The 19,106-nt window shown below is 64.8% G+C and carries 16 protein-coding genes; 6 read left to right on the forward strand and 10 right to left on the reverse strand.

Annotated elements, in window-relative coordinates; translation table 11 throughout:
- Positions 1 to 155 precede the first annotated feature (155 nt).
- Positions 156 to 698: an RNA polymerase factor sigma-70 gene (locus RRX38_RS12220; RefSeq protein ID WP_315959441.1), complete on the forward strand. Its 543-nt coding sequence runs from the start codon at positions 156 to 158 to the stop codon at positions 696 to 698.
- Between the two features lie 16 nt (positions 699 to 714).
- Here the strand turns inward: RRX38_RS12220 and RRX38_RS12225 are convergent, their stop codons facing one another.
- The 6 genes from RRX38_RS12225 to RRX38_RS12250 form a co-directional block, all read right to left on the reverse strand.
- Complete coding sequence (locus RRX38_RS12225; protein WP_315959442.1) at positions 715 to 1,641, reverse strand: cation diffusion facilitator family transporter; 927 nt, start codon at positions 1,639 to 1,641, stop codon at positions 715 to 717.
- Between the two features lie 3 nt (positions 1,642 to 1,644).
- A complete protein-coding gene (locus RRX38_RS12230) occupies positions 1,645 to 3,162 on the reverse strand; it encodes an APC family permease (protein WP_315959443.1) in 1,518 nt (505 codons plus the stop codon).
- 281 nt (positions 3,163 to 3,443) lie between these two features.
- Complete coding sequence (locus tag RRX38_RS12235) at positions 3,444 to 4,199, reverse strand: gamma-glutamyl-gamma-aminobutyrate hydrolase family protein (RefSeq protein ID WP_295473033.1); 756 nt, start codon at positions 4,197 to 4,199, stop codon at positions 3,444 to 3,446.
- A 112-nt stretch (positions 4,200 to 4,311) separates the two neighbouring features.
- A complete protein-coding gene (locus RRX38_RS12240) occupies positions 4,312 to 5,589 on the reverse strand; it encodes an NAD(P)/FAD-dependent oxidoreductase (protein WP_295473035.1) in 1,278 nt (425 codons plus the stop codon).
- Between the two features lie 21 nt (positions 5,590 to 5,610).
- Positions 5,611 to 7,104 (reverse strand): aldehyde dehydrogenase, encoded by a 1,494-nt coding sequence (locus RRX38_RS12245; protein ID WP_315959444.1) that lies wholly within the window; start codon positions 7,102 to 7,104, stop codon positions 5,611 to 5,613.
- A gap of 108 nt (positions 7,105 to 7,212) precedes the next feature.
- A complete protein-coding gene (locus RRX38_RS12250; RefSeq protein WP_315959445.1) occupies positions 7,213 to 8,595 on the reverse strand; it encodes a glutamine synthetase family protein in 1,383 nt (460 codons plus the stop codon).
- 232 nt (positions 8,596 to 8,827) lie between these two features.
- Between RRX38_RS12250 and RRX38_RS12255 the strand changes: the two genes are divergently transcribed.
- Entirely contained in the window at positions 8,828 to 9,700 is an 873-nt protein-coding gene (locus RRX38_RS12255; RefSeq protein ID WP_315959446.1) for a LysR family transcriptional regulator, read from the forward strand.
- Between the two features lie 514 nt (positions 9,701 to 10,214).
- Here the strand turns inward: RRX38_RS12255 and RRX38_RS12260 are convergent.
- The 4 genes from RRX38_RS12260 to RRX38_RS12275 all read right to left on the reverse strand — a co-directional run bounded on the left by RRX38_RS12260 (position 10,215) and on the right by RRX38_RS12275 (position 14,694).
- The gene (locus RRX38_RS12260; RefSeq protein WP_315959447.1) at positions 10,215 to 11,378 is read right to left on the reverse strand and encodes an MFS transporter; all 1,164 of its coding nucleotides are present in this window, start codon (positions 11,376 to 11,378) and stop codon (positions 10,215 to 10,217) included.
- A gap of 82 nt (positions 11,379 to 11,460) precedes the next feature.
- On the reverse strand, positions 11,461 to 11,943 hold the full coding sequence (locus tag RRX38_RS12265) for a DUF3237 domain-containing protein (protein WP_315959448.1): 483 nt from the start codon (positions 11,941 to 11,943) through the stop codon (positions 11,461 to 11,463).
- A gap of 26 nt (positions 11,944 to 11,969) precedes the next feature.
- On the reverse strand, positions 11,970 to 13,301 hold the full coding sequence (locus tag RRX38_RS12270) for an alginate export family protein (RefSeq protein ID WP_315962673.1): 1,332 nt from the start codon (positions 13,299 to 13,301) through the stop codon (positions 11,970 to 11,972).
- Positions 13,302 to 13,434: 133 nt separating this feature from the next.
- Positions 13,435 to 14,694 (reverse strand): serine hydrolase domain-containing protein, encoded by a 1,260-nt coding sequence (locus RRX38_RS12275; RefSeq protein ID WP_410524823.1) that lies wholly within the window; start codon positions 14,692 to 14,694, stop codon positions 13,435 to 13,437.
- Positions 14,695 to 14,839: 145 nt separating this feature from the next.
- Here RRX38_RS12275 and RRX38_RS12280 point away from each other — a divergent pair, with 145 nt between their 5' ends.
- From RRX38_RS12280 to RRX38_RS12295, 4 genes are all read left to right on the forward strand, one after another.
- Positions 14,840 to 15,463, forward strand: coding sequence for a TetR/AcrR family transcriptional regulator (locus RRX38_RS12280; RefSeq protein ID WP_315959449.1), 624 nt, complete (start codon positions 14,840 to 14,842; stop codon positions 15,461 to 15,463).
- A gap of 544 nt (positions 15,464 to 16,007) precedes the next feature.
- On the forward strand, positions 16,008 to 17,246 hold the full coding sequence (locus RRX38_RS12285; protein ID WP_295473048.1) for an OprD family porin: 1,239 nt from the start codon (positions 16,008 to 16,010) through the stop codon (positions 17,244 to 17,246).
- Between the two features lie 98 nt (positions 17,247 to 17,344).
- Positions 17,345 to 18,151: an NAD(P)-dependent oxidoreductase gene (locus tag RRX38_RS12290; protein WP_315959450.1), complete on the forward strand. Its 807-nt coding sequence runs from the start codon at positions 17,345 to 17,347 to the stop codon at positions 18,149 to 18,151.
- Positions 18,152 to 18,175: 24 nt separating this feature from the next.
- The gene (locus RRX38_RS12295) at positions 18,176 to 19,069 is read left to right on the forward strand and encodes a glucurono-1,5-lactonase (RefSeq protein WP_315959451.1); all 894 of its coding nucleotides are present in this window, start codon (positions 18,176 to 18,178) and stop codon (positions 19,067 to 19,069) included.
- Positions 19,070 to 19,106: the final 37 nt, after the last annotated feature.

Below are 19,106 nucleotides of genomic sequence, written 5' to 3' on the forward strand. Positions count from 1 at the left end.
CCCTCGATGATGGCGTCATGCCGCTACCTTAATGACAATCTATCGCAGGTATAAAAAATAATGATTATCATTTGACACATTCAGTAACGGCCTCTAACTTGTGCTGCGCCCCAGGGAAATCGACTTTTCACAACCTTCGTCGCATAGGCAGAATCATGCAGGAATATGGATCCGTACAGCACAATGACCAGCGTTCGACGCCGACACTCCTGGAAGCTCTACTGGATAACCGTAATACCCTGGTCAAGACCGCAGCACGTATCACCGGCTGTCACAGCCGGGCCGAAGACGTGGTACAGGACGCCTTCCTGAGACTGTCCAAGACGCCGCGCATGACCCTGCCCCTCAAGGCGCACATCAGTTACGTGTTCCGTATCGTGCGCAACCTGGCCATCGACCACTACCGCAAGCAGGCCATGGAGCAGAAGTACTCCGGCAGCGAGGAGGAAGGGTTGAACGTCGCCATTCAGGGTGCCACCCCCGAAAGCCAGAACCTCGATCATGAAACCCTGATGATCATCGATGCTGCGCTCAACCAGCTGCCCCCGCGCACGCGCTACGCCTTCGAGAGCTATCGCCTGCACGGCGTCGCGCAGAAAGACATCGCCAAGGAACTGGGTGTCTCGCCGACCCTGGTCAACTTCATGATCCGCGATGCCATGGTGCATTGCCGCAAGGTGCTGGCCGAGCAGGCCTGACCCTCGTCACCCGCGCTCAACGGGTCCATTGCGGGTCGGTGGTGAAGGCGATGGTCAGCCAGCGGTTCGGCCCTTCCCCGCCGATGGCCTCGCCCACTTCGTCACGCACCGCATCCCACTGCGCCAGGGTCCAGGCCGGCCAGTCGGCGGGCACGATGAAGTACAGCTCGATCTGCCGCGCCCGGCCGACCTTGGCCACGTAGGCCTGCCAGGTGATGAAGCCGTGCCGCTCGACCACCTGGGCGGCGACCGAGTCGACCTGCTGCTTGAGCGCCGGTGGCGTGACCATCAGCACGTCCGACAGCGCCTGGCGGATGGTGCGTATCGGCATGGGGATGATGATCAGGCAGATGACCGCCAGCACCGCCGGGTCGATGTAGGGGCCCAGCCAGGCCTGCTCGGTGCGCTCCAGCAGCGCGCCAAGCATGAAGGCGATCAGCAACGCCAGGGAGATGCTGCCGGACATGACCCAGGCCTTGGCGTCCAGCGCCACGAAGTCCGAGCGGATCTGCCGGTTGGCGCGAAACTCCAGGGCCGCCAGACCAAAGCAGGCCAGGCTGGTGAGCACGGCATAGACGATGGCGAAGCCGAACTCCAGGTGCCGACCGCCGCTGAGCAGGCTGCCGATGGCGTTGATCAGCGCATACAGCGACACCCCGCACAGCAGCGTGCCGTTGATGCCCAGCACCATTGGCTCCAGGTGCCAGAAGCCCATGTTGAAACGCTCGGCCAGACGCCGGCTGGCCTCGCCTTCGGCGGTATGGCGGCGAATCAGCGTGGCGACGATCAGTGCCAGCACGCTCATGCTCGCATCGGCCAGCGAATACACGCCGTCGAAGACGATGGAGAACGAGCCCGACAACAGCCCAAAGACGATCCCGAAGCCGGCCACCACGACGGTGACCAGGATCGACAGGCGCAACACGGCGCGTTCGTCACGCATCGCTCACACTCCGGCCGACAGCGCTTGCGGGGCCTGACGCTGCAAGGTGTGGCCGGCGAAGTACGCCGGGGTCAGCCAGCGGAACAGCACCATCAGCGCCACGCCCAGCAGCAGGATGACCATGGCGATGATGAACACCAGGCCCAGGCCGCCAATGTGCGAGCCGCTGCCGAACGCCGGCGAGGCACTGTCGATGGCGGTCTGCACGAAGATCACTGCCAGCGCCGCACCGCCGAGCAGCGGGCACAGGCCGCGCAGCAACAGGTGACGCAGGCTGTCGAACAGGCTGTGGCGGAAGAACCACACACAGGCGAAGGCGGTCAGCGAATAGTAGAAGCAGATCATCATGCCCAGCGCGGTGATGGTGTCGGCCAGCACGTTCTCGCTGAGCAGGCGCATGCTCACGTAGAACAGCGCCGCACCGCCGCCAGCGCACAGGGTGGCGAAACGCGGTGCCAGCGAGCGTGGGCAGATACTCGCGAAGCGCTTGGGCAGGGCCTGGTAGTAACCCATGGCGAACAGCGTGCGCGCCGGGGAAATGAAGGTCGACTGCAGCGAGGCGGCGGTGCTGGCCAGCACGGCGATGGACATCAGGATCGCCAGTGGCCCCATCACCGGCCCGGCCAGGTGGGCGAAGACGTTCTCCTGAATGGTCGGGTTGCCCAGCCCCAGACCGTCTTCGGCCACGCCGGCGAAGCGCAGCGTGGCGATGGCGGTTACCAGGTACAGGCCGAGGATCAGCAGGACGGTGAGCGCTGCTGCGCGACCGGGCACGGCGTGGCTGCTGACCGACTCTTCGCTGACCGTGAGGCACACGTCCCAGCCCCAGAAAATGAAGATCGACAGCGACAGCCCGGCGGCGAACGACGAAAACGAGCCGATGCTCCAGGGGTTGAACCAGTTGCTGTCGAACGCCAGCGCCGGCCCCTGCGGTGCATCGCCGAAGGCGGCGATGCAGAAGCCCAGCAGCACGAACAGTTGCAGGGCCACCAGCACGTACTGCACGCCCATGGTGGTGCCGATGCCACGGCAGCAGATCCACACGGCAATGCCGATGAACACGCAGCAGGTGAGGATGTTGACCCAGACCTTGTCGCTGAGGGCGATGATGTCTTCCCGGCCGCTGAGCTGGCCGAGGAACAAATAGAAGAAGTCCACCGCCACCCCGGCCAGGTTGGACAACACGATGGTGGTCGCGGCCACCAGCCCCCAGCCACCGATCCAGCCCATCATCGGCCCGAAGGCCCGTGCCGACCAGGTGAAGGAGGTGCCGCTGTCCGGGTCGGCGGCGTTGAGTTCACGGTAGCCCAGGGCGACCAGCAACATGGGAATGAAACCGACCAGGAAGATCGCCGGCAGGTGCGCGCCGACCTCACGGACCGTGGGGCCGAGGGCGCCGGTGAGGGTGTACACCGGGGCGATGGTGGAGATGCCCAGTACCACGCAGGCCAGCAGGCCCAGGCTGCCGCTGGCCAGCCCCTTGGAACTGGTGCGCGCACGCGTTTCGCTGTGTTGACTCATTCAGGGTCCGCCGTTTTCTTGGAGTTATGGCTGATGGACGAGGCTGAGGCCTGGCGCGGTGGCCGGCGCGCCGGATGGGACCGGCTTCAGCCGCAATACGGGTCAGTTAGGCCGGGTAGCAGCGGCTTCAGCCGCGAAGCGACCGCATGTTCACAACAGATGCAGTGATTTCCTCGCGCTTTCGCGGCTAAAGCCGCTCCCACCGAGCCCCATCACGACTGACTGAACTGCATTGGCTTCAGCCGGGCTTGCCCTTCGCGGCTGAAACCAGGCCTACCGATCTACGCGCTCTGGCGTGCCTTGGCGTACGCCTGGCAGGCGTCGCGGAAGGCGTCGAACAGGCGCAGCGACACCGGGTTTTCGGCGAAGCGCCATTCGGGGTGCCATTGCACGCCCAGCACGAAACCGCGCGCGCCCGGCAGCGATACCGCCTCGATCAGGCCGTCCGGCGCCAGTGCTTCGGCACGCAGGCCAGGCGCCAGGCGGTCTATGCCCTGGCTGTGCAGCGAGTTGACCTGGAACTCGGTGTCCAGGCCCAGACTGTGCAGGACACCGCCGTCCTGCACCTTCACGCCATGCACCGGCGCGTACTGCTCGGCCAGCGACTCGGTCTTCGGCTCGCGGTGGTCGAGGTAACCGGGCAGGTCCTGCACGCGCTGGTGCAGGGTGCCGCCGAGGCTCACGTTGAGTTCCTGGAAGCCGCGGCAGATGCACAACACCGGTACGCCCTGATCGATGGCCGCGCGCAGCAGCGGCAGAGTCAGGCGATCACGGTCGGGGTCGTGCTGGGTGCCCTCGACACTGGCGGCACCCTGGTAATGGTAGGGCTCGACGTTGGACGGCGAGCCGGTGAACAGGATGCCGTCGAGCGATTGCAACAGCTGGCGCGGGTCGCTGGGCGTCGACAGCGCCGGCAACACCACCGGCACGCCGGCATGTGCGGCGGCCTCGACATATTTGTCGCCCACCGTGTGGGACGAGTATTTGCCCAGCATCTGCCGGCATGCGGTGACGCCGATCAGGGGAAGACGAGACATGGTGGAACCTCTCATCGAAATTCGAATGAATACCTGTGGGACCGGCTTGAGCCGGGAAAGCGGTTGCCCCTCCCTGCGCGGCTGAAGCCGCGCCTACCGGGAGGGGGATGCCTCACACGCCCAGGCGATCACGCAGCTGGTAGTACGAGGCGCCCAGCGCCGTGAACGGCACGCGGAACAACCGCCCGCCCGGGAACGGGTAGTGCGGCAGGCCAGCGAAGGCGTCGAAGCGCTCGGCCTGGCCACGCAGGGCCTCGGCCAGCACCTTGCCGGCCAGGTGCGTGTAGGTCACGCCATGGCCACTGCAGCCCTGGGAGTAATAGATGTTGTCGCCCAGGCGTCCGACCTGCGGCAGGCGCGACAGGGTCAGCAGGAAGTTGCCGGTCCAGGTGTAGTCGATCTTCACGTTTTGCAGCTGCGGGAACACCTTGAGCAGCTTGGGCCGGATGATCGCTTCGATGTCCGCCGGGTCGCGGGCGCCGTACACCACGCCGCCTCCGAAGATCAGGCGCTTGTCGGCGGTCAGGCGGTAGTAGTCGAGCAGGTAGTTGCAGTCCTCGACGCAGTAGTCCTGGGGCAGCAGGCTGCGCGCCAGTTCATCACCCAGGGGTTCGGTGGTGATCACCTGAGTGCCGCAGGGCATGGACTTGGCGGCCAGCTCCGGCACCAGGTTGCCCAGGTAGGCGTTGCCCGCCACCACGACGAACTTGGCTCGTACCTGACCCAGCGGTGTATGCACCACCGGGTTGGGACCGCGGTCGATGCGCGTGGCCGGGCTCTGCTCATGAATGCGCCCGCCCAGGCTGGCCACCGCAGCGGCCTCGCCCAGCGCCAGGTTCAGCGGGTGGATGTGCCCGCCGCTCATGTCCAGCATGCCGCCGATGTAGCGGTCGCTGTCGACCACCTCGCGGATGCCCTGCTCATCGAGCAGTTGCAACTGGTCATGGCCGAAGCGCTGCCAGAGTTTCTGCTGCGCCTCCAGGTGGCCCATCTGCTTGGCGTTGAGCGCGGCGAACACGCCGCCGTCCTTCAGGTCGCACTGGATGCCGTATTTGGCCACCCGCTCACGGATGATGCGCCCGCCTTCGAAGGCCATCTCGCCCATCAGCCGCGCATTGTGCGGGTCGACGGTCTTCTCGATGACATCGATGTCGCGGCTGTAGCTGTTGACGATCTGCCCGCCGTTGCGCCCGGAGGCACCGAAGCCGACCTTGGCGGCTTCCAGCACGGTCACGGAAAAGCCGTGTTCGAGCAGGAACAGCGCGGTGGACAGTCCGGTGTAGCCGGCGCCGATGATGCACACATCGGTCTCGACCGCGTCGCTGAGCACCGGGTATTCGTCATGCCGGTTGCGCGAGGCGGCGTAATAGCTTTGAACGTGTTGCTGCATGGTGTTTTCCTCCGCCTGACGTTACAGCTTGATCCAGGTCGCCTTGAGTTCGGTGTACTTGTCGAAGGCATGCAGGGACTTGTCCCGGCCATTGCCCGACTGCTTGAAGCCGCCGAATGGCGCGGTCATGTCACCGCCGTCGTACTGGTTGACCCACACGCTGCCGGCGCGCAGCGCCTTGGCGGTGCGGTGGGCCTTGGACAGGTCGGCGGTCCAGACACCGGCGGCCAGGCCATACACGGTGTCGTTGGCGATGCGGATCGCCTCTTCGGCGCTGTCGAAGGCGATCACCGACAGCACCGGGCCGAAGATTTCCTCACGGGCGATGCGCATGGCATTGTCGACCCCGTCGAACAGCGTCGGCTCCACGTAGAAGCCGCCACTTTCCTGCAGGGTGCGCTGGCCGCCACACAGCAGCTGCGCGCCGTCGCCGTGCCCGGCCTCGATGTAACCCAGCACGGTGTTCATCTGGGTGTCGTCCACCAGGGCACCGACACGGGTCTCGGGGTCCAGCGCATGCCCGGGTTTCCAGGCCTTGAGTGCTTCGACCACCATGGGCACGAAGCGATCCTTGATGGAACGCTCCACCAGCAGGCGCGAGCCGGCGGTGCAGACTTCGCCCTGGTTGAAGGCGATGGCGCTGGCCGCCGCCTGGGCCGCCGCTTCGAGGTCCGGGGCGTCGGCAAAGACGATGTTCGGGCTCTTGCCACCGGCCTCCAGCCAGACGCGCTTCATGTTCGACTCGCCGGCGTAGACCATCAGCTGCTTGGCGATGCGGGTCGAGCCGGTGAACACCAGGGTGTCGACGTCCATGTGCAGCGCCAGGGCCTTGCCGGCGGTGTGGCCGAAGCCCGGCAGCACGTTGAACACGCCAGCCGGAATACCGGCCTCCAGGGCCAGGGCAGCCACACGAATGGCGGTGAGCGGCGATTTTTCCGAAGGTTTGAGGATCACCGAGTTGCCGCTGGCCAGGGCCGGGCCCAGTTTCCAGCTGGCCATCAGCAGCGGGAAGTTCCACGGCACGATGGCGGCGACCACGCCCACAGCCTCGCGGGTCACCAGGCCAAGCTGGTCGTGCGGGGTGGCGGCGACTTCGTCGTACAGTTTGTCGATGGCCTCGGCGCTCCAGCGAATGGCATTGGCCGCACCGGGAATGTCGATTTGCCGCGAATCACTGATGGGCTTGCCCATGTCCAGGGTTTCCAGCAGCGCCAGCTCGTCGGCGTTGGCCAGCAGCAGTTCGGCAAAGCGGATCAGGGTGCGCTTGCGCTCGGCCGGGGCCTTGCGCGACCACACGCCACTGTCGAAACGTTCGCGGGCCACGCTGACCGCATGGTTGACGTCTTCCAGGTCGCAACTGGCGACCTGCGCCAACAGGCGGCCGTCGACCGGGCTGAGGCAGTCGAAGGTGGCATCGCAGACCGCTGGCAGGTACTGCCCGTCGATGAACGCGCGACCTTCGATCTTGAGGTTCTGGAACAGCTGTTCCCAGTAATCACGTTGCGGGATGTTCATGGTCTTCTCTTCTCGGCTGTTCACCAGGCCTGTGGGAGCGAGCTTGCTCGCGAAAGGGCATTCGCGAGCAAGCTCGCTCCCACAGGCCCGGCAATGCATTGCCTGGGTTCAGACGGTATGCAGGTACCAGTTGTATTCGAGGTCGGAGATCGAGGCTTCGAACTCGGCCAGTTCGCTCTCCTTGCAGGCCACGAAAATGTCGATGTAATCAGGGCTGATGTACTGGTTCATGATCTCGCTGTCGTCCAGCTCGCGCAGGGCATCGCGCAGGTTGTTCGGCAGGCTCTGCTCCAGTTGCTCGTAGGAGTTGCCCTCGATCGGCTCGCCGGGCTCCAGCTTGTGGGTCAAGCCGTGATGAATACCGGCGAGGATCGCCGCCATCATCAGGTAAGGGTTGGCATCGGCGCCGGCCACTCGGTGTTCGATACGGATCGCGTTGTCGGCACCGGTGGGTACGCGCACCGCTACGGTGCGGTTGTCCAGGCCCCAGCTCGGCGCGTTGGGCACGTAGAACTGCGCGCCGAAGCGGCGATACGAGTTGACGTTCGGGCACAGGAAGGCCATCGACGCCGGCATGGTTTCCAGCACCCCGGCAATCGCATGGCGCAGCTCGGCATGCTCCTGCGGCGCGTCGGTGGCGAAGATGTTCTCGCCGGTGGCCTTGTCGATCAGCGAGATATGCACGTGCAGGCCATTGCCCGCCTGGCCCGGATAAGGCTTGGCCATGAAGGTGGTGTCCATTTCATGGTCGTAGGCGATGTTCTTGATCAGGCGCTTGAGCAGCACCGCATAGTCGCAGGCCAGCATGGCGTCTTCGACGTGGTGCAGGTTGACCTCGAACTGCGCCGGGGCACTTTCCTTGACGATGGCGTCGGCGGGAATGCCCTGCTCCTTGGCCGCTTCGAGGATGTCCTGCAGGCAGTCGGCGTATTCGTCCAGATCGTCGATCAGGTAGACCTGGGTGGAGTGCGGGCGCTTGCCGGAAATCGGCGAGCGCGGTGGCTGTGGCCGGCCGTTCACGTTCTCCTGGTCGATCAGGTAGAACTCCAGCTCGAACGCCGCGCAGATGCGCAGGCCCATTTCGTCGAAGCGCGCCACCACCTGGCGCAGCACTTCACGCGGGTCGGCGAAGAACGGCTGGCCGTCCAGTTCGTGCATGGTCATCAGCAATTGCGCGGTGGGGCGCTTCTGCCAGGGCTCGTAGGCCAGGGTGCCGGGGATCGGGTAGCAGACCCGGTCCGAGTCGCCGATGTCCAGGCCCAGGCCGGTGCTTTCCACGGTGGAGCCATTGATGTCCAGGGCGAACAGCGAGGCCGGCAGGTTGATGCCACGCTCGTAGACCTTGTGCAGGCTGGGGCGCTCGATGCGCTTGCCGCGCACCACACCGTTCATATCGGAAATCAGCAAGTCGACGAACTGGGTCTCGGGGTGAGCCTGCAGGAACTCACTGACTTCATTGGAGACAATGGCGCGCGGGGATACCGACGACATGATTGAACACCTTCTGGTTTTTGTGGGACGTCAGAGGTGGCAGGAAGAACAAGCAGGCGGCGCGTTGAAGAGTCGGCGGCATTCTTGATTTTTTTCTGCCATTCGCCCCGAAAAGTTACGTTTTTACGGCTTTCTCGCCGTGACCGCCGATTTGTGCTTGGCAGTGCAGGCTCACTGTAAATTACAATCCCTGCAATAAACATTGGCGTTTTGGCAATACGAGTTTGCATCCATGCAATATGAAATCAACCACAACGACCTCAGCCTGGTCCTTGCCCTGGTGCGCGGGCGCTCCCTGGCGCGGGCCGCCGAATTGCTGCAGGTGGACATTTCCACGGTGTTCCGCTCGATCCGCCGCCTGGAGAGTGCTCTGGGCAATGCGCTGTTCGAAAAGAGCCGGCGCGGCTATGTGCCCACCGATGCCGCGCAGGCCATCGCCGAGCAGGCCGAACGCGCCGAACAGGCCTTGGGCGCGGCGCGCATGGCGCTGCGCCAGGGCGAACAGGTGGTCAGCGGCACGGTGCGCCTGACCTGTACCGAGGCGGTGCTGCACAGCCTGATGCTGCCGGCGCTGGCGCGCTTCATGCCGAACTACCCGGCGCTGAACCTGGAGCTGGCGACCTCCAACAACTTCGCCAACCTCAGCCGCCGCGATGCCGACATCGCCCTACGCCTGACCGACACCCCGCCCGAGCACCTGGTGGGCCGCCATCTGGGCGACACTGCCTATGTCATCTGTGGGCGTCCGGATTTTCGCCAGGCGCTGGAGAAGGAGCCGACTTCGGTGCCCTGGGTCGCCCCGGACGACTCCATGCCCGATCACGTTTCGGTGATCTGGCGCGAGCGCACCTGGCCCAGCATCGTGCCGCGCTATCGCTGCAGCAGCATGTCGGCGGTCTCGGAACTGGTCAGTGCCGGCCTGGGCGTGGCCGCCCTCACCGACTTCACCGCCCGCGACCTGCAAGGTGTGGAAGCCTTGAGTGCGCCGCTGGAAGGCTGCAACACCGGCGTGTGGCTGCTGACCCGCCCCGACTGCCGCGCCCTGCGCTCGGTGCAGACGCTGTTCGACGAGCTGACTCCGCTGCTGCGCGAAGCGCTGCAATGAACAGGATGCGCCCCTAGCGGTCCGGCGCGGCTGAATCTTCAGCCTGGAGGGCTTCAGCCGCCATACAGTTCAGTTAGGTTGTGGGAGCGAGCTTGCTCGCGAATAGCAGGCTATCTGGATCGGGTACACCCGCCGCAGCATCAGTGCCCTTGAGTCACCTTTCCGCCTTTACGGCGGGTTACTTTTGGTTTCCAGGTGCCCTGCGCGCCAAAAGTAACCAAAAGGCATTGCTCCTGGCTTGGGTCTGCCCTGCGGGCAGACTTCCCTTCTTCCGGCGCCATTCCAGGGGGCCGGCGCAATGGGCCGTCCCTGGCCCAGTGCGCCTAAGCCGGCTTCCCTGCCGGCTTACCCCCTTCCATGACACCTCCACTCGGCCTGCACCGAAGTCGCGTTTTGCGGCGTCTGTGAGAACGGTGCTTGAAAAGCAAAAGCGACGCCAGATCAGATTGCTCTGGTCTAGAAGATCAGTATTGCGACTGAAGCCGGTCCTACCGATCCGGTGCGGCTGATTCCTCTACAGCGACAGGTTCACCGGCGTAGGCCCCGGTGTGTGCCGCGAGCCGGCGCCCATCACCAGCACCAACGCACAGCCCAGCAGGATGGCCACGGATGACACCACGAAGATGGTCTGCCGCCCGTCGCCCTGCAGCAACAGCGCCAGCAGCGTCGGCGCGGAGGCGGCGGCCGATACCTGCACCACCCCGACCAGACGGGTCAGGCGCCCACTGGGGTCGTGGGTGACCACCGAGGACATGTAGTACGACAGCGCCAGGTTCCAGCCCAGGTTCATCAGGAACACCGCCAGCGCCAGGTCGGTGATGTCATGGATGCGCGCGGCCAGCAGGTAGATCGACAGCAGCACCACCAGCGAACCGATGAGGATCATCGGCAGGCGCCCCAGGCGATGCCCCAGCAGGCTGGGCAGCGCCGCACCCGGCAGGCCGCCGAGCAGGCCGATGCTGATCGCCCAGCCGATGTCCACCGGGGCGATGCCGACGTCGGCGCCGATGCCCTCGACGAAGCCCCACAGCGAATAGATCGCCACCTGCAGCAACAGCATGCCCAGCAAGGCACAGACGCCCAGCAGGGTCAGCCCTTCGCCACGCGGTGCACGCACCACCGGTGTTTCTTCCAGTTGCGCGGCGGGCAGGCACAGGCAGGCCAGGCAGACCAGGGCGAACCAGGCCGCGAGAAAGCCCATCGCCGCACCGAAGCCCAGGCGCTCGGCGATTATCGGCAGCACCGCCGCGCTGAAGGCGAACAGCGCGGTCTGCAGGAACAGCAGGATGCCGAACGAGCGATCCGGCCCGCTCATGCGGCCCAGGCAGTAGATGGCGTAGGAATACAGCAGGCCCGAGGCGAGGCCAGAGCCGAAGCGCAGCACCAACAGGTGGTCGAACTGCCCGACCCAGGCGGTCAGGCCATTGCACAGCAACAGCAGCAGCCCGCTGCTCAGGCCGATGGAGCGCGCCCCCAGGTAGCGGATCATGGGCAGGCACAGCAAGGTGCCGACGATCGAGGCGCACATTTCTGCCGACATGGTCCAGCTCTGCTGCACCAGGGTCAGGCCCAGGCGTTCGGTGAGCAGGCCGATGAAGATCGGCTGTACGCCGATGGCGAGAATCGAGGCAGCGGCAATGAAGATGCACGCGGCGCGCACGGCAAATGACTGGTTCATTTCAGTACCCATCCTGTCTGGCCGCCCTGAGGGCGATGATGCCAGCGTCAACGAAGCGATTGAATGTGTGCCGTACGCCGATTCAGGCCTGGCGATAGCAATCGATGACCACGCGGGTTTCCCCGGGGTAGGTCACCCGTCCAATGAAGGTGTCCTGGGTCAGCCAGGCGAGCCGGCCGGCCGCCTGGAATACCGGGGTGCAGGTACAGCGGTACTCGGAGACCGGAATGGGCCAGATGCCGTCGGCCTCCAGCTGCTTGCCGCGTTCGGTGAGCAGCAGCAGGCCACGGTTATGAATGTTGATCAGCTCACCCTGGTCGCTGCGCAGGCTGTAGCGGGCGTCCAGGTCGCCGACGCCGTCGTGGCGCAGCAGGAAGAAATCCGCGCCACCCGGCAGTACCTCGCCGTGTAGCTGCGGTCCTTCGAAACGCCCGCCGAGGATTCGGTAATTACTGCGCAGCCCATCGCCACAGCGCCCCAGCGCATCGCCCGGCGCGATCTCGACGTCCAGGCGCATGACCGGCAGCAGCCGGGGTGTTGCACAGACGTCATCAAGATTCGTCATGTTCGCTCTCCCGTAAGTGCCGCCGCTCAGTAGCGGTAGGTGAAGTACAGTTCCAGGGCATCGAAGCGCTGGTCGTTACCGAACACCTGCCTGGCGGCGGCCTGGGGCCTGACCCTGTTGTAGGACAGCGAGGCATACCAGCGCGGGGTCGGTGTCCAGTCCAGGTAGACGGCGGTTTCGTCGGCGAAACGCCGGTCACTGACCGCCGCGCCCTGGAAGTTCTTTTCGTCGAGCCAGAACTGGTAGTGGATAACCCCCAGGGTGAAGGCTTCGTTGAGACGGTTCTTGATGGAGAACTGCTGCACCCGCTCGTTGCTGTTGAACAGCAGGTAGTTGCCCACCACGTCGCCGACCAGCCAGGTGCTCCAGTCGACGAAGCCCTTGGCCAGCGGATCCCAGGCTTTCTGGCGATTGTCGGCAAGGTTGTCGTCGCCGGAGAACACCGCGTAGCGGTAGCCAAGGCTCGGGGTGAACGGCAGTTGCTGAAAGCTGTAGTCGGCCTGGGCGTACCAGGCGCTGGCGTCGTAGTCCACGCCTTCGCCGCTGCCGCGCTCCACGGCATATTCGGCGTTGAGGGTCAGGTCCGGCACGCCAGGCAGCTTGCCGTTGAGCGCACGCAGGTTATAGACCTGCATGCCATCGCGCCGCGCCGTGGTACCACGGCGGCCCAGTGCATCGACTTTCAGCGCGGTGGCACCGAGGGTCACCTGCTGCTGCAGGTCGTAGTCGAGGTTGACACCGTTGAGGCGGAAGTCGCCCATGTGGTCGTCGACCCGCAGGCTGAAGGCCTGGGCCTGCAGCGGGCCGTGGTTCCAGGCGAGGATCGCCGAGTCCCTGAATGCAGTGCGCGGGCCCAGCCAGTAGGCGCCGTCGCCGAAGGCGTCGAGGTTGCCGTCCATGACGATGAAGCCGGTGCCGATCTTGTAGTTCTGCCGCCCGGCGGTGAACTTCCACTCACCGGCACGAAAGCCGGCGTACAGCTCTTCGGTGGTGGTGTTGCCGTCGGAGCTGCGGGTGAAGCCCCCGGCATCGCCATCGCCCAGGGTCTTGGAGGCCACCAGCGAACCACCCGCCAGCAGGCTGAAGTCGTCGCTCAGTGAATAGTCCAGGGTGATGCCCGGTTTGAGGTAGAACTCTTGCCAGCCGATCTTGCTGCCGTCGCGCCGACCATTACGCAGGTCGACCCGGCCAGCGCCGAAGTTCACCCCGCGGGTGGTGACGGTGGCCGCGCCGCCGGTGAAGTTCAGCTCCCCCTTGAGGTTGCCGTCTTCGAAGGTCTCGCCAGCTTCGACCGTTGCGCTGGCCACGGGCAGGCCGAGCGCGAACAGCACGCAGGAAACACGCGTTCTTGCAGACATCATGTAAAGCTCCTGTGCGGTTATTTTTGTACTACAGGGCAGTTGAGAGGCGACCAGTCGGCCACCAAGCCCGCCAAGGCAGGCAGAGACGCAGCCAGGCTGCGTCCGCAATCTTGTTATGCGTCAGTGCACCTCAGGCCTGGTCCAGGTGGGCAGTGATGGTGCGCAGCATGCGCACGACATCGACGTCGATGTCCGTCACCGCCACTGGCGTGGACGATTGCTTGACGATCACGGTGCCCGAGGGCCGGTCGACGAACAGGTATTGGCCATGGATGCCGCTGGCCATCAGCACCTGGCTGTGGTCGTTGAACACGTACCACTGGCTGCGGTACGAGGCCCCGGGCGTCCACGCTGCGAACTCTTCGTTGTTGCGGGCGTAGACCGCTGGGTCATTGCCCTGGGCAACCGCTTCGATCGCTTCCTTGGCGATGACCTGGCGCCCGTCGACCACGCCGTCGTTGGCCAGCATCAGGCCGAAACGCGCCATGTCGCGCAGGGTCGCGTTGAAACCGGCACCGGCCACGCTGCGCCCCCAAGGGTCGGCCATGAAGTAGCCGTCACGCTCACAGCCCAGTTGCGACCAGACGCCTTGCAGCAGCTCATGGCAGGACACGCCCGAAGCACGTTCCATCACCCAGGCCAGAGCCTCGGTGGTGGCGGTTACGTAATGGAACAAGCCGCCGTGCTCGCCGCGCTTCTGCAGGCTGGGCAGGTACTGGTACAGCGACTGGTAGCGGGCGTACTCGGCCGGGGCCGGCTTGAAACCGCAGGCATAGCCGTACTGCGAGCTTTCCGAGTCGGGGTCTTCGTAGACCTCGCTGTAGTGAACGCCCACCGCCATGTCGAACAGCTGGCGCACCGTGGCGTCGCCGAAGGCGCTGCCGCGCAGCTCTGGCACGTAGTCCTGGGCCAGGGCCTGCTCGTTCAACTTGCCTTCGTGCACCAGTTGCTCGCCGAGCAAGCCGATCAGCGACTTGGTGGTGGAGAACATGATGTGCCGGTCGCTGGGGTTCTGGCCGTTGAAGTAGCGCTCGTACACCACCTTGCCCTGACGCATGACCAGAAAGGCATCGGTGTAGCTGGTGGCCAGGCACTGGCTGACACTCACCGAAGCCCCGCTCAGGCTGTCGAAGCGCAGGTGCTCCAGCGCCTGGGGCGCTTGCGGCAATACGCTGGCCGGCTTGGATCCGCTCGCCACGTCGATGCTCGGCCGCAGGCGCGCCAGGTGGCGAAACCCCCAGCGGTTGAACGGCGGGTTCATCCAGTTATGCCAGGTGACGCGGGCTGCGGGGGCGGCGGGAAAGCCTTGCATCAGCGTCGGGCCAGGGGCGCTGGCCTCACCGAGCTGCCGGTACTGCGCGGCGAGGGGGTGTTCGAACATCTCATTCATGGGGTTAATCCTGAGAAGTGGCTCTGCGTGCGAGCAGATGTGACAAAACAATTAAACCTGTAAAAAGTTTTAGTCAATAAAATATTTGCCCGAAAAAATCTTTGCGGCCTATGATCGCCCCCTGACTACAGGCCCAGGAGCCACAGTGAGCGGATTACGGGAGCGTCAAAAGGAGCTGCGCAAGCAGGCCATTGCCAAGGCGGCCATCGAGTTGTTCCAGCGCCAGGGATTCCAGGACACCACCGTCGAGCAGATCGCCGCCCAGGCCGGCGTCTCGGCGCCTACGGTGTTCAAGTACTTCGGCAGCAAGCAGGAGATGCTCCTGGAGATGATCCGCGAGGCTGATCGCCGCGCCGTAGAAGATGTGCACACCCAGTTGCCGGAGTACGACGACCCGGTCGACACCCTTTGCCACTTGGAGAGTCTGCTGGTGGGGCGCAGCCTGGAGATGCTCCCGGCTGCGCTGTGGAAAGAACTGCTGCCGCTGGTGCTGACCGGCAACACCGACTTGCCCGAGACCTACCGGCAACTGAACGCCACCCTGCAGGCCGAGATCGCCAGCGTGCTGGGCAAGCTGCAACAGGCCGGCAAGCTGCGACCCGACCTGGACCTGAAACTGGCCGCGTTCATGCTCAACGACTACGCCCAGTTGCAATTGCTGCGCCTGACCAGCAGCGACACCCCGGACCTCCAGACGCACCGCGACAACGTGCGGGCGACCACGCGATTCATGTTCGAAGGCATGCGCAACCCGCCGGTGAATAGCTGAGCCTGAAACCGCACCGGTAGGCGCGGCTTCAGCCGCGAGGCGTCCTCATGTTCACCGCAGATGTACTGGACCTGCTCGCCCTGTCGCGGCTGAAGCCGCTCCCGCCTCGTCACACGCCCAACTGACCCGTATTGGCTTGACCAGGAACAATGTCTCGCTGAAGCCGCTCCCAGCCATGCAAATTGCAGTCAATGACAGCGCCGCTCTGGCACGGGGCGTTACGGGCGTTTGCGACCAAAGTCGCAGAGGCGAGTGTCGGCGCGAGCGTTGACAGCGGCTTTTCGCGCCGCTAATAATTTCCGAGTCGTACGATAACGCACAACAAAAACAACAAACGGTGAACCGACTCCATGACGACTCCAGCCCCATTGATCCGCGCCCTCCCTCCCGATCATTCCTTTGCGAAGACCCGCGACGCTTCCGGTACTGCCGGCTAGCCCTCGCCTCGCTCTGCATCGCTGGCCACCAGGCCAGGTCATTCGCTTGCCACCGCCCTGCATCGCTGACAGGCGGTAGGCCGTTCCTGCTCGGGAGTAACACATCCATGAAGATCCATCAGACCCTGCCCTTCGCTCTGCTCGGCGCCGGCCTGCTCGGAGGTCTGCCCACCGGCGCCTCGGCCGCCGGCTTTACCGACGACGCCAAGGCCAGCCTCAACCTGCGCAACTTCTACATCAACCGCAACATGGTCGACCCGAGCAACCCGCAGAGCAAAGCCGAGGAATGGACGCAGAGCTTCATCCTCGATGCCCGCTCCGGCTTCACCGAAGGCCCGATCGGCTTCGGTGTCGATGTGCTCGGTCTGTGGTCGGTCAAGCTCGACGGCGGCGGCGGCACCTATGGCACTGGCCTGCTACCGCGCCACAGCGACGGTCGCCCTGCCGACGACTTCGGCCGCCTGGGCGTGGCGGCCAAGGCGCGCATTTCCAAGACCGAACTGAAGGTCGGTGAGTGGATGCCGGTACTGCCGATCCTGCGCGCCGACGACGGCCGCTCGCTGCCACAGACCCTGCGCGGGGCGCAGATCACCTCCAACGAGTTCGACGGCCTGACGCTCTACGGCGGGCAGTTCCGCGCCAACAGCCCGCGCAACGACGCGAGCATGGAAGACATGACCTACGGTCGTGGCGCATCCGACCGCTTCAACTTCGTCGGCGGCGAGTACAAGTTCAACCAGAACCGCACCCTGGTCGGCCTGTGGAATGCCGAGCTGAAAGACGTCTATCAGCAGCAGTACCTGCAGTTGAGCCACACCCAGCCAGTCGGTGACTGGACCTTCGGCGCCAACCTCGGCTACTTCCAGGGTGACGACGACGGCGCAAGGCTGGCCGGCAAGCTGGACAACAAGACCTACTCGGGCATGTTCTCGGCGAAGATCGCCGGCAACACCTTCTTCGTCGGCCTGCAGAAAGTCGATGGCGATACCTGGATGCGGGTCAACGGCACCAGCGGCGGCACCCTGGCCAACGACAGCTACAATTCCAGCTTCGACAACGCCAACGAGCGCTCCTGGCAGCTGCGCCACGACCTGGACTTCAGCGTACTGGGCATTCCCGGCCTGAGCCTGATGAACCGCTATATCAGCGGAGACAATGTTCACACCGGGGCGATCACCGACGGCAAGGAATGGATTCGCGAATCCGAACTGGCCTACGTGATCCAGAGCGGCACCTTCAAGAGCCTCAGCCTGCGCTGGCGCAACTCGAGCATCCGCCGCGATTTCAGCAACAACGAGTTCGACGAGAACCGCCTGATCATCAACTACCCGCTGTCGATCCTCTGACCGAGGGCGAATTGACAGGCGCGAGGATCGGTGTCGATAATCGCGCCAAGTCATACGACAACACACAACACTCATAACAGTTTCAGGTAACCCTGGCCATGACGACTCCCCGCTTCAATCGCCTGCTGCTCACCGGAGCCGCCGGCGGACTGGGCACTATCCTGCGTGAACGCCTCAAGGGCTGCGCCGAGATCCTGCGTCTTTCCGACATCAGCCCCATGGCTCCCGCCGCTGGCCCGCATGAAGAAGTGGTGACCTGCGACCTGGCCGACAAGGCTGCCGTGCATGAACTGGTGGCCGGCGTAGATGCCATCGTGCATTTCGGCGGGGTGTCCACCGAGCATTCCTTCGAGGCCATCCTCGGCCCGAACATCTGCGGCGTGTTCCACATCTACGAGGCGGCGCGCAAGCACGGCGTCAAGCGGGTGATCTTCGCCAGTTCCAACCACACCATCGGTTTCTACCGCCAGGACGAGCGCATCGATGCCCACTCGCCGCGCCGTCCGGACAGCTACTACGGCCTGTCGAAGTGCTACGGCGAAGACATGGCCAGCTTCTATTTCGACCGCTACGGCATCGAAACCGTGAGCATCCGCATCGGCTCCTCGTTTCCCGAGCCGAACAACCGGCGCATGCTCTGCACCTGGCTGAGCTACGACGACTTGGTGCAGCTCATCGAGCGCGGCCTGTTCACCCCGGATGTCGGCCACACCATCGTCTACGGTGCTTCGGACAACACCCCGCAGTGGTGGGACAACCGCCATGCCGCGCACCTGGGCTATACGCCCAAGGACAGTTCCGAGCCGTTCCGCGCCAAGGTCGAAGCCCAGCCGGCACCGCCAGCCGATGATCCTTCGATGGTCTACCAGGGCGGAGCCTTCGCAGCCGCCGGCCCCTTCGACTGAACCCACGGCGCAAGGAGGCCAGCCATGCAAAGCGAATTGCTCATCGATGCACGTAACGCCACCGGCGAAAGCCCGGTCTGGCACCCTGAAGAACAGGCGCTTTATTGGGTGGACATTCCCGCCCGCCAGCTGCACCGCTGGCAACTCGCCGACGGTGCGCACCGCCTCTGGGAAGGCGATGAAATGCTTGCCTGCATCGCCCGCTGCGCCAGCCCCGAGCAGGGCTGGATCGCTGGCATGCAGAGCGGCCTCTTTCATATTCGCGCCAATGCCCAGGGCGGCCTGGACAAACGTCTGATCAGCACGGTGGAACATGCCCGGCCCGGCATGCGCTTCAACGACGGCCGCTGCGACCGCCAAGGGCGCTTCTGGGCCGGCACCATGCTGATGGACATCCAGGCTGCCGCTGCAGTGGGGGCACTGTACCGCCAGGACGCTGACGGCCAGCCCCTGCACCTGCAGCAGCACGGCATGATCGTGCCCAACGGCCTGGCCTTCAGCCCCGATGGCACGCGCATGTACCTCTCCGACTCGCACCCTGACATCCAGACCATCTGGGTCTTCGATTACGACGTCGACAGCGGCACGCCCTACAACCAGCGGGTGTTCGTCGACATGCACCAGCACCCCGGCCGCCCGGACGGTGCCGCCATCGACCAGGACGGCTGTTACTGGATCTGCGGCAACGATGCCGGGCAGATCCATCGCTTTACCCCCGACGGGCGCCTGGACCGCACGCTCCACGTCCCGGTGAAGAAACCGGCGATGTGCGCCTTCGGCGGGGCCAACCTGGACACCCTGTTCGTCACCTCGATCCGCCCTGCGGGTGTCGACCTCGCCGACCAGCCTCTGGCCGGCGGCGTCTTCGCCCTCAATCCCGGAACCAAGGGCCTGGAAGAGCCCGCCTGGCGGCCTTGACGCCGCCACCTACCATTGCGCCAACGAAACCAGACAA

It is taken from the genome of Pseudomonas sp. DTU_2021_1001937_2_SI_NGA_ILE_001 (assembly GCF_032463525.1).
In the GTDB taxonomy this organism is placed as follows: Bacteria; Pseudomonadota; Gammaproteobacteria; order Pseudomonadales; family Pseudomonadaceae; genus Aquipseudomonas.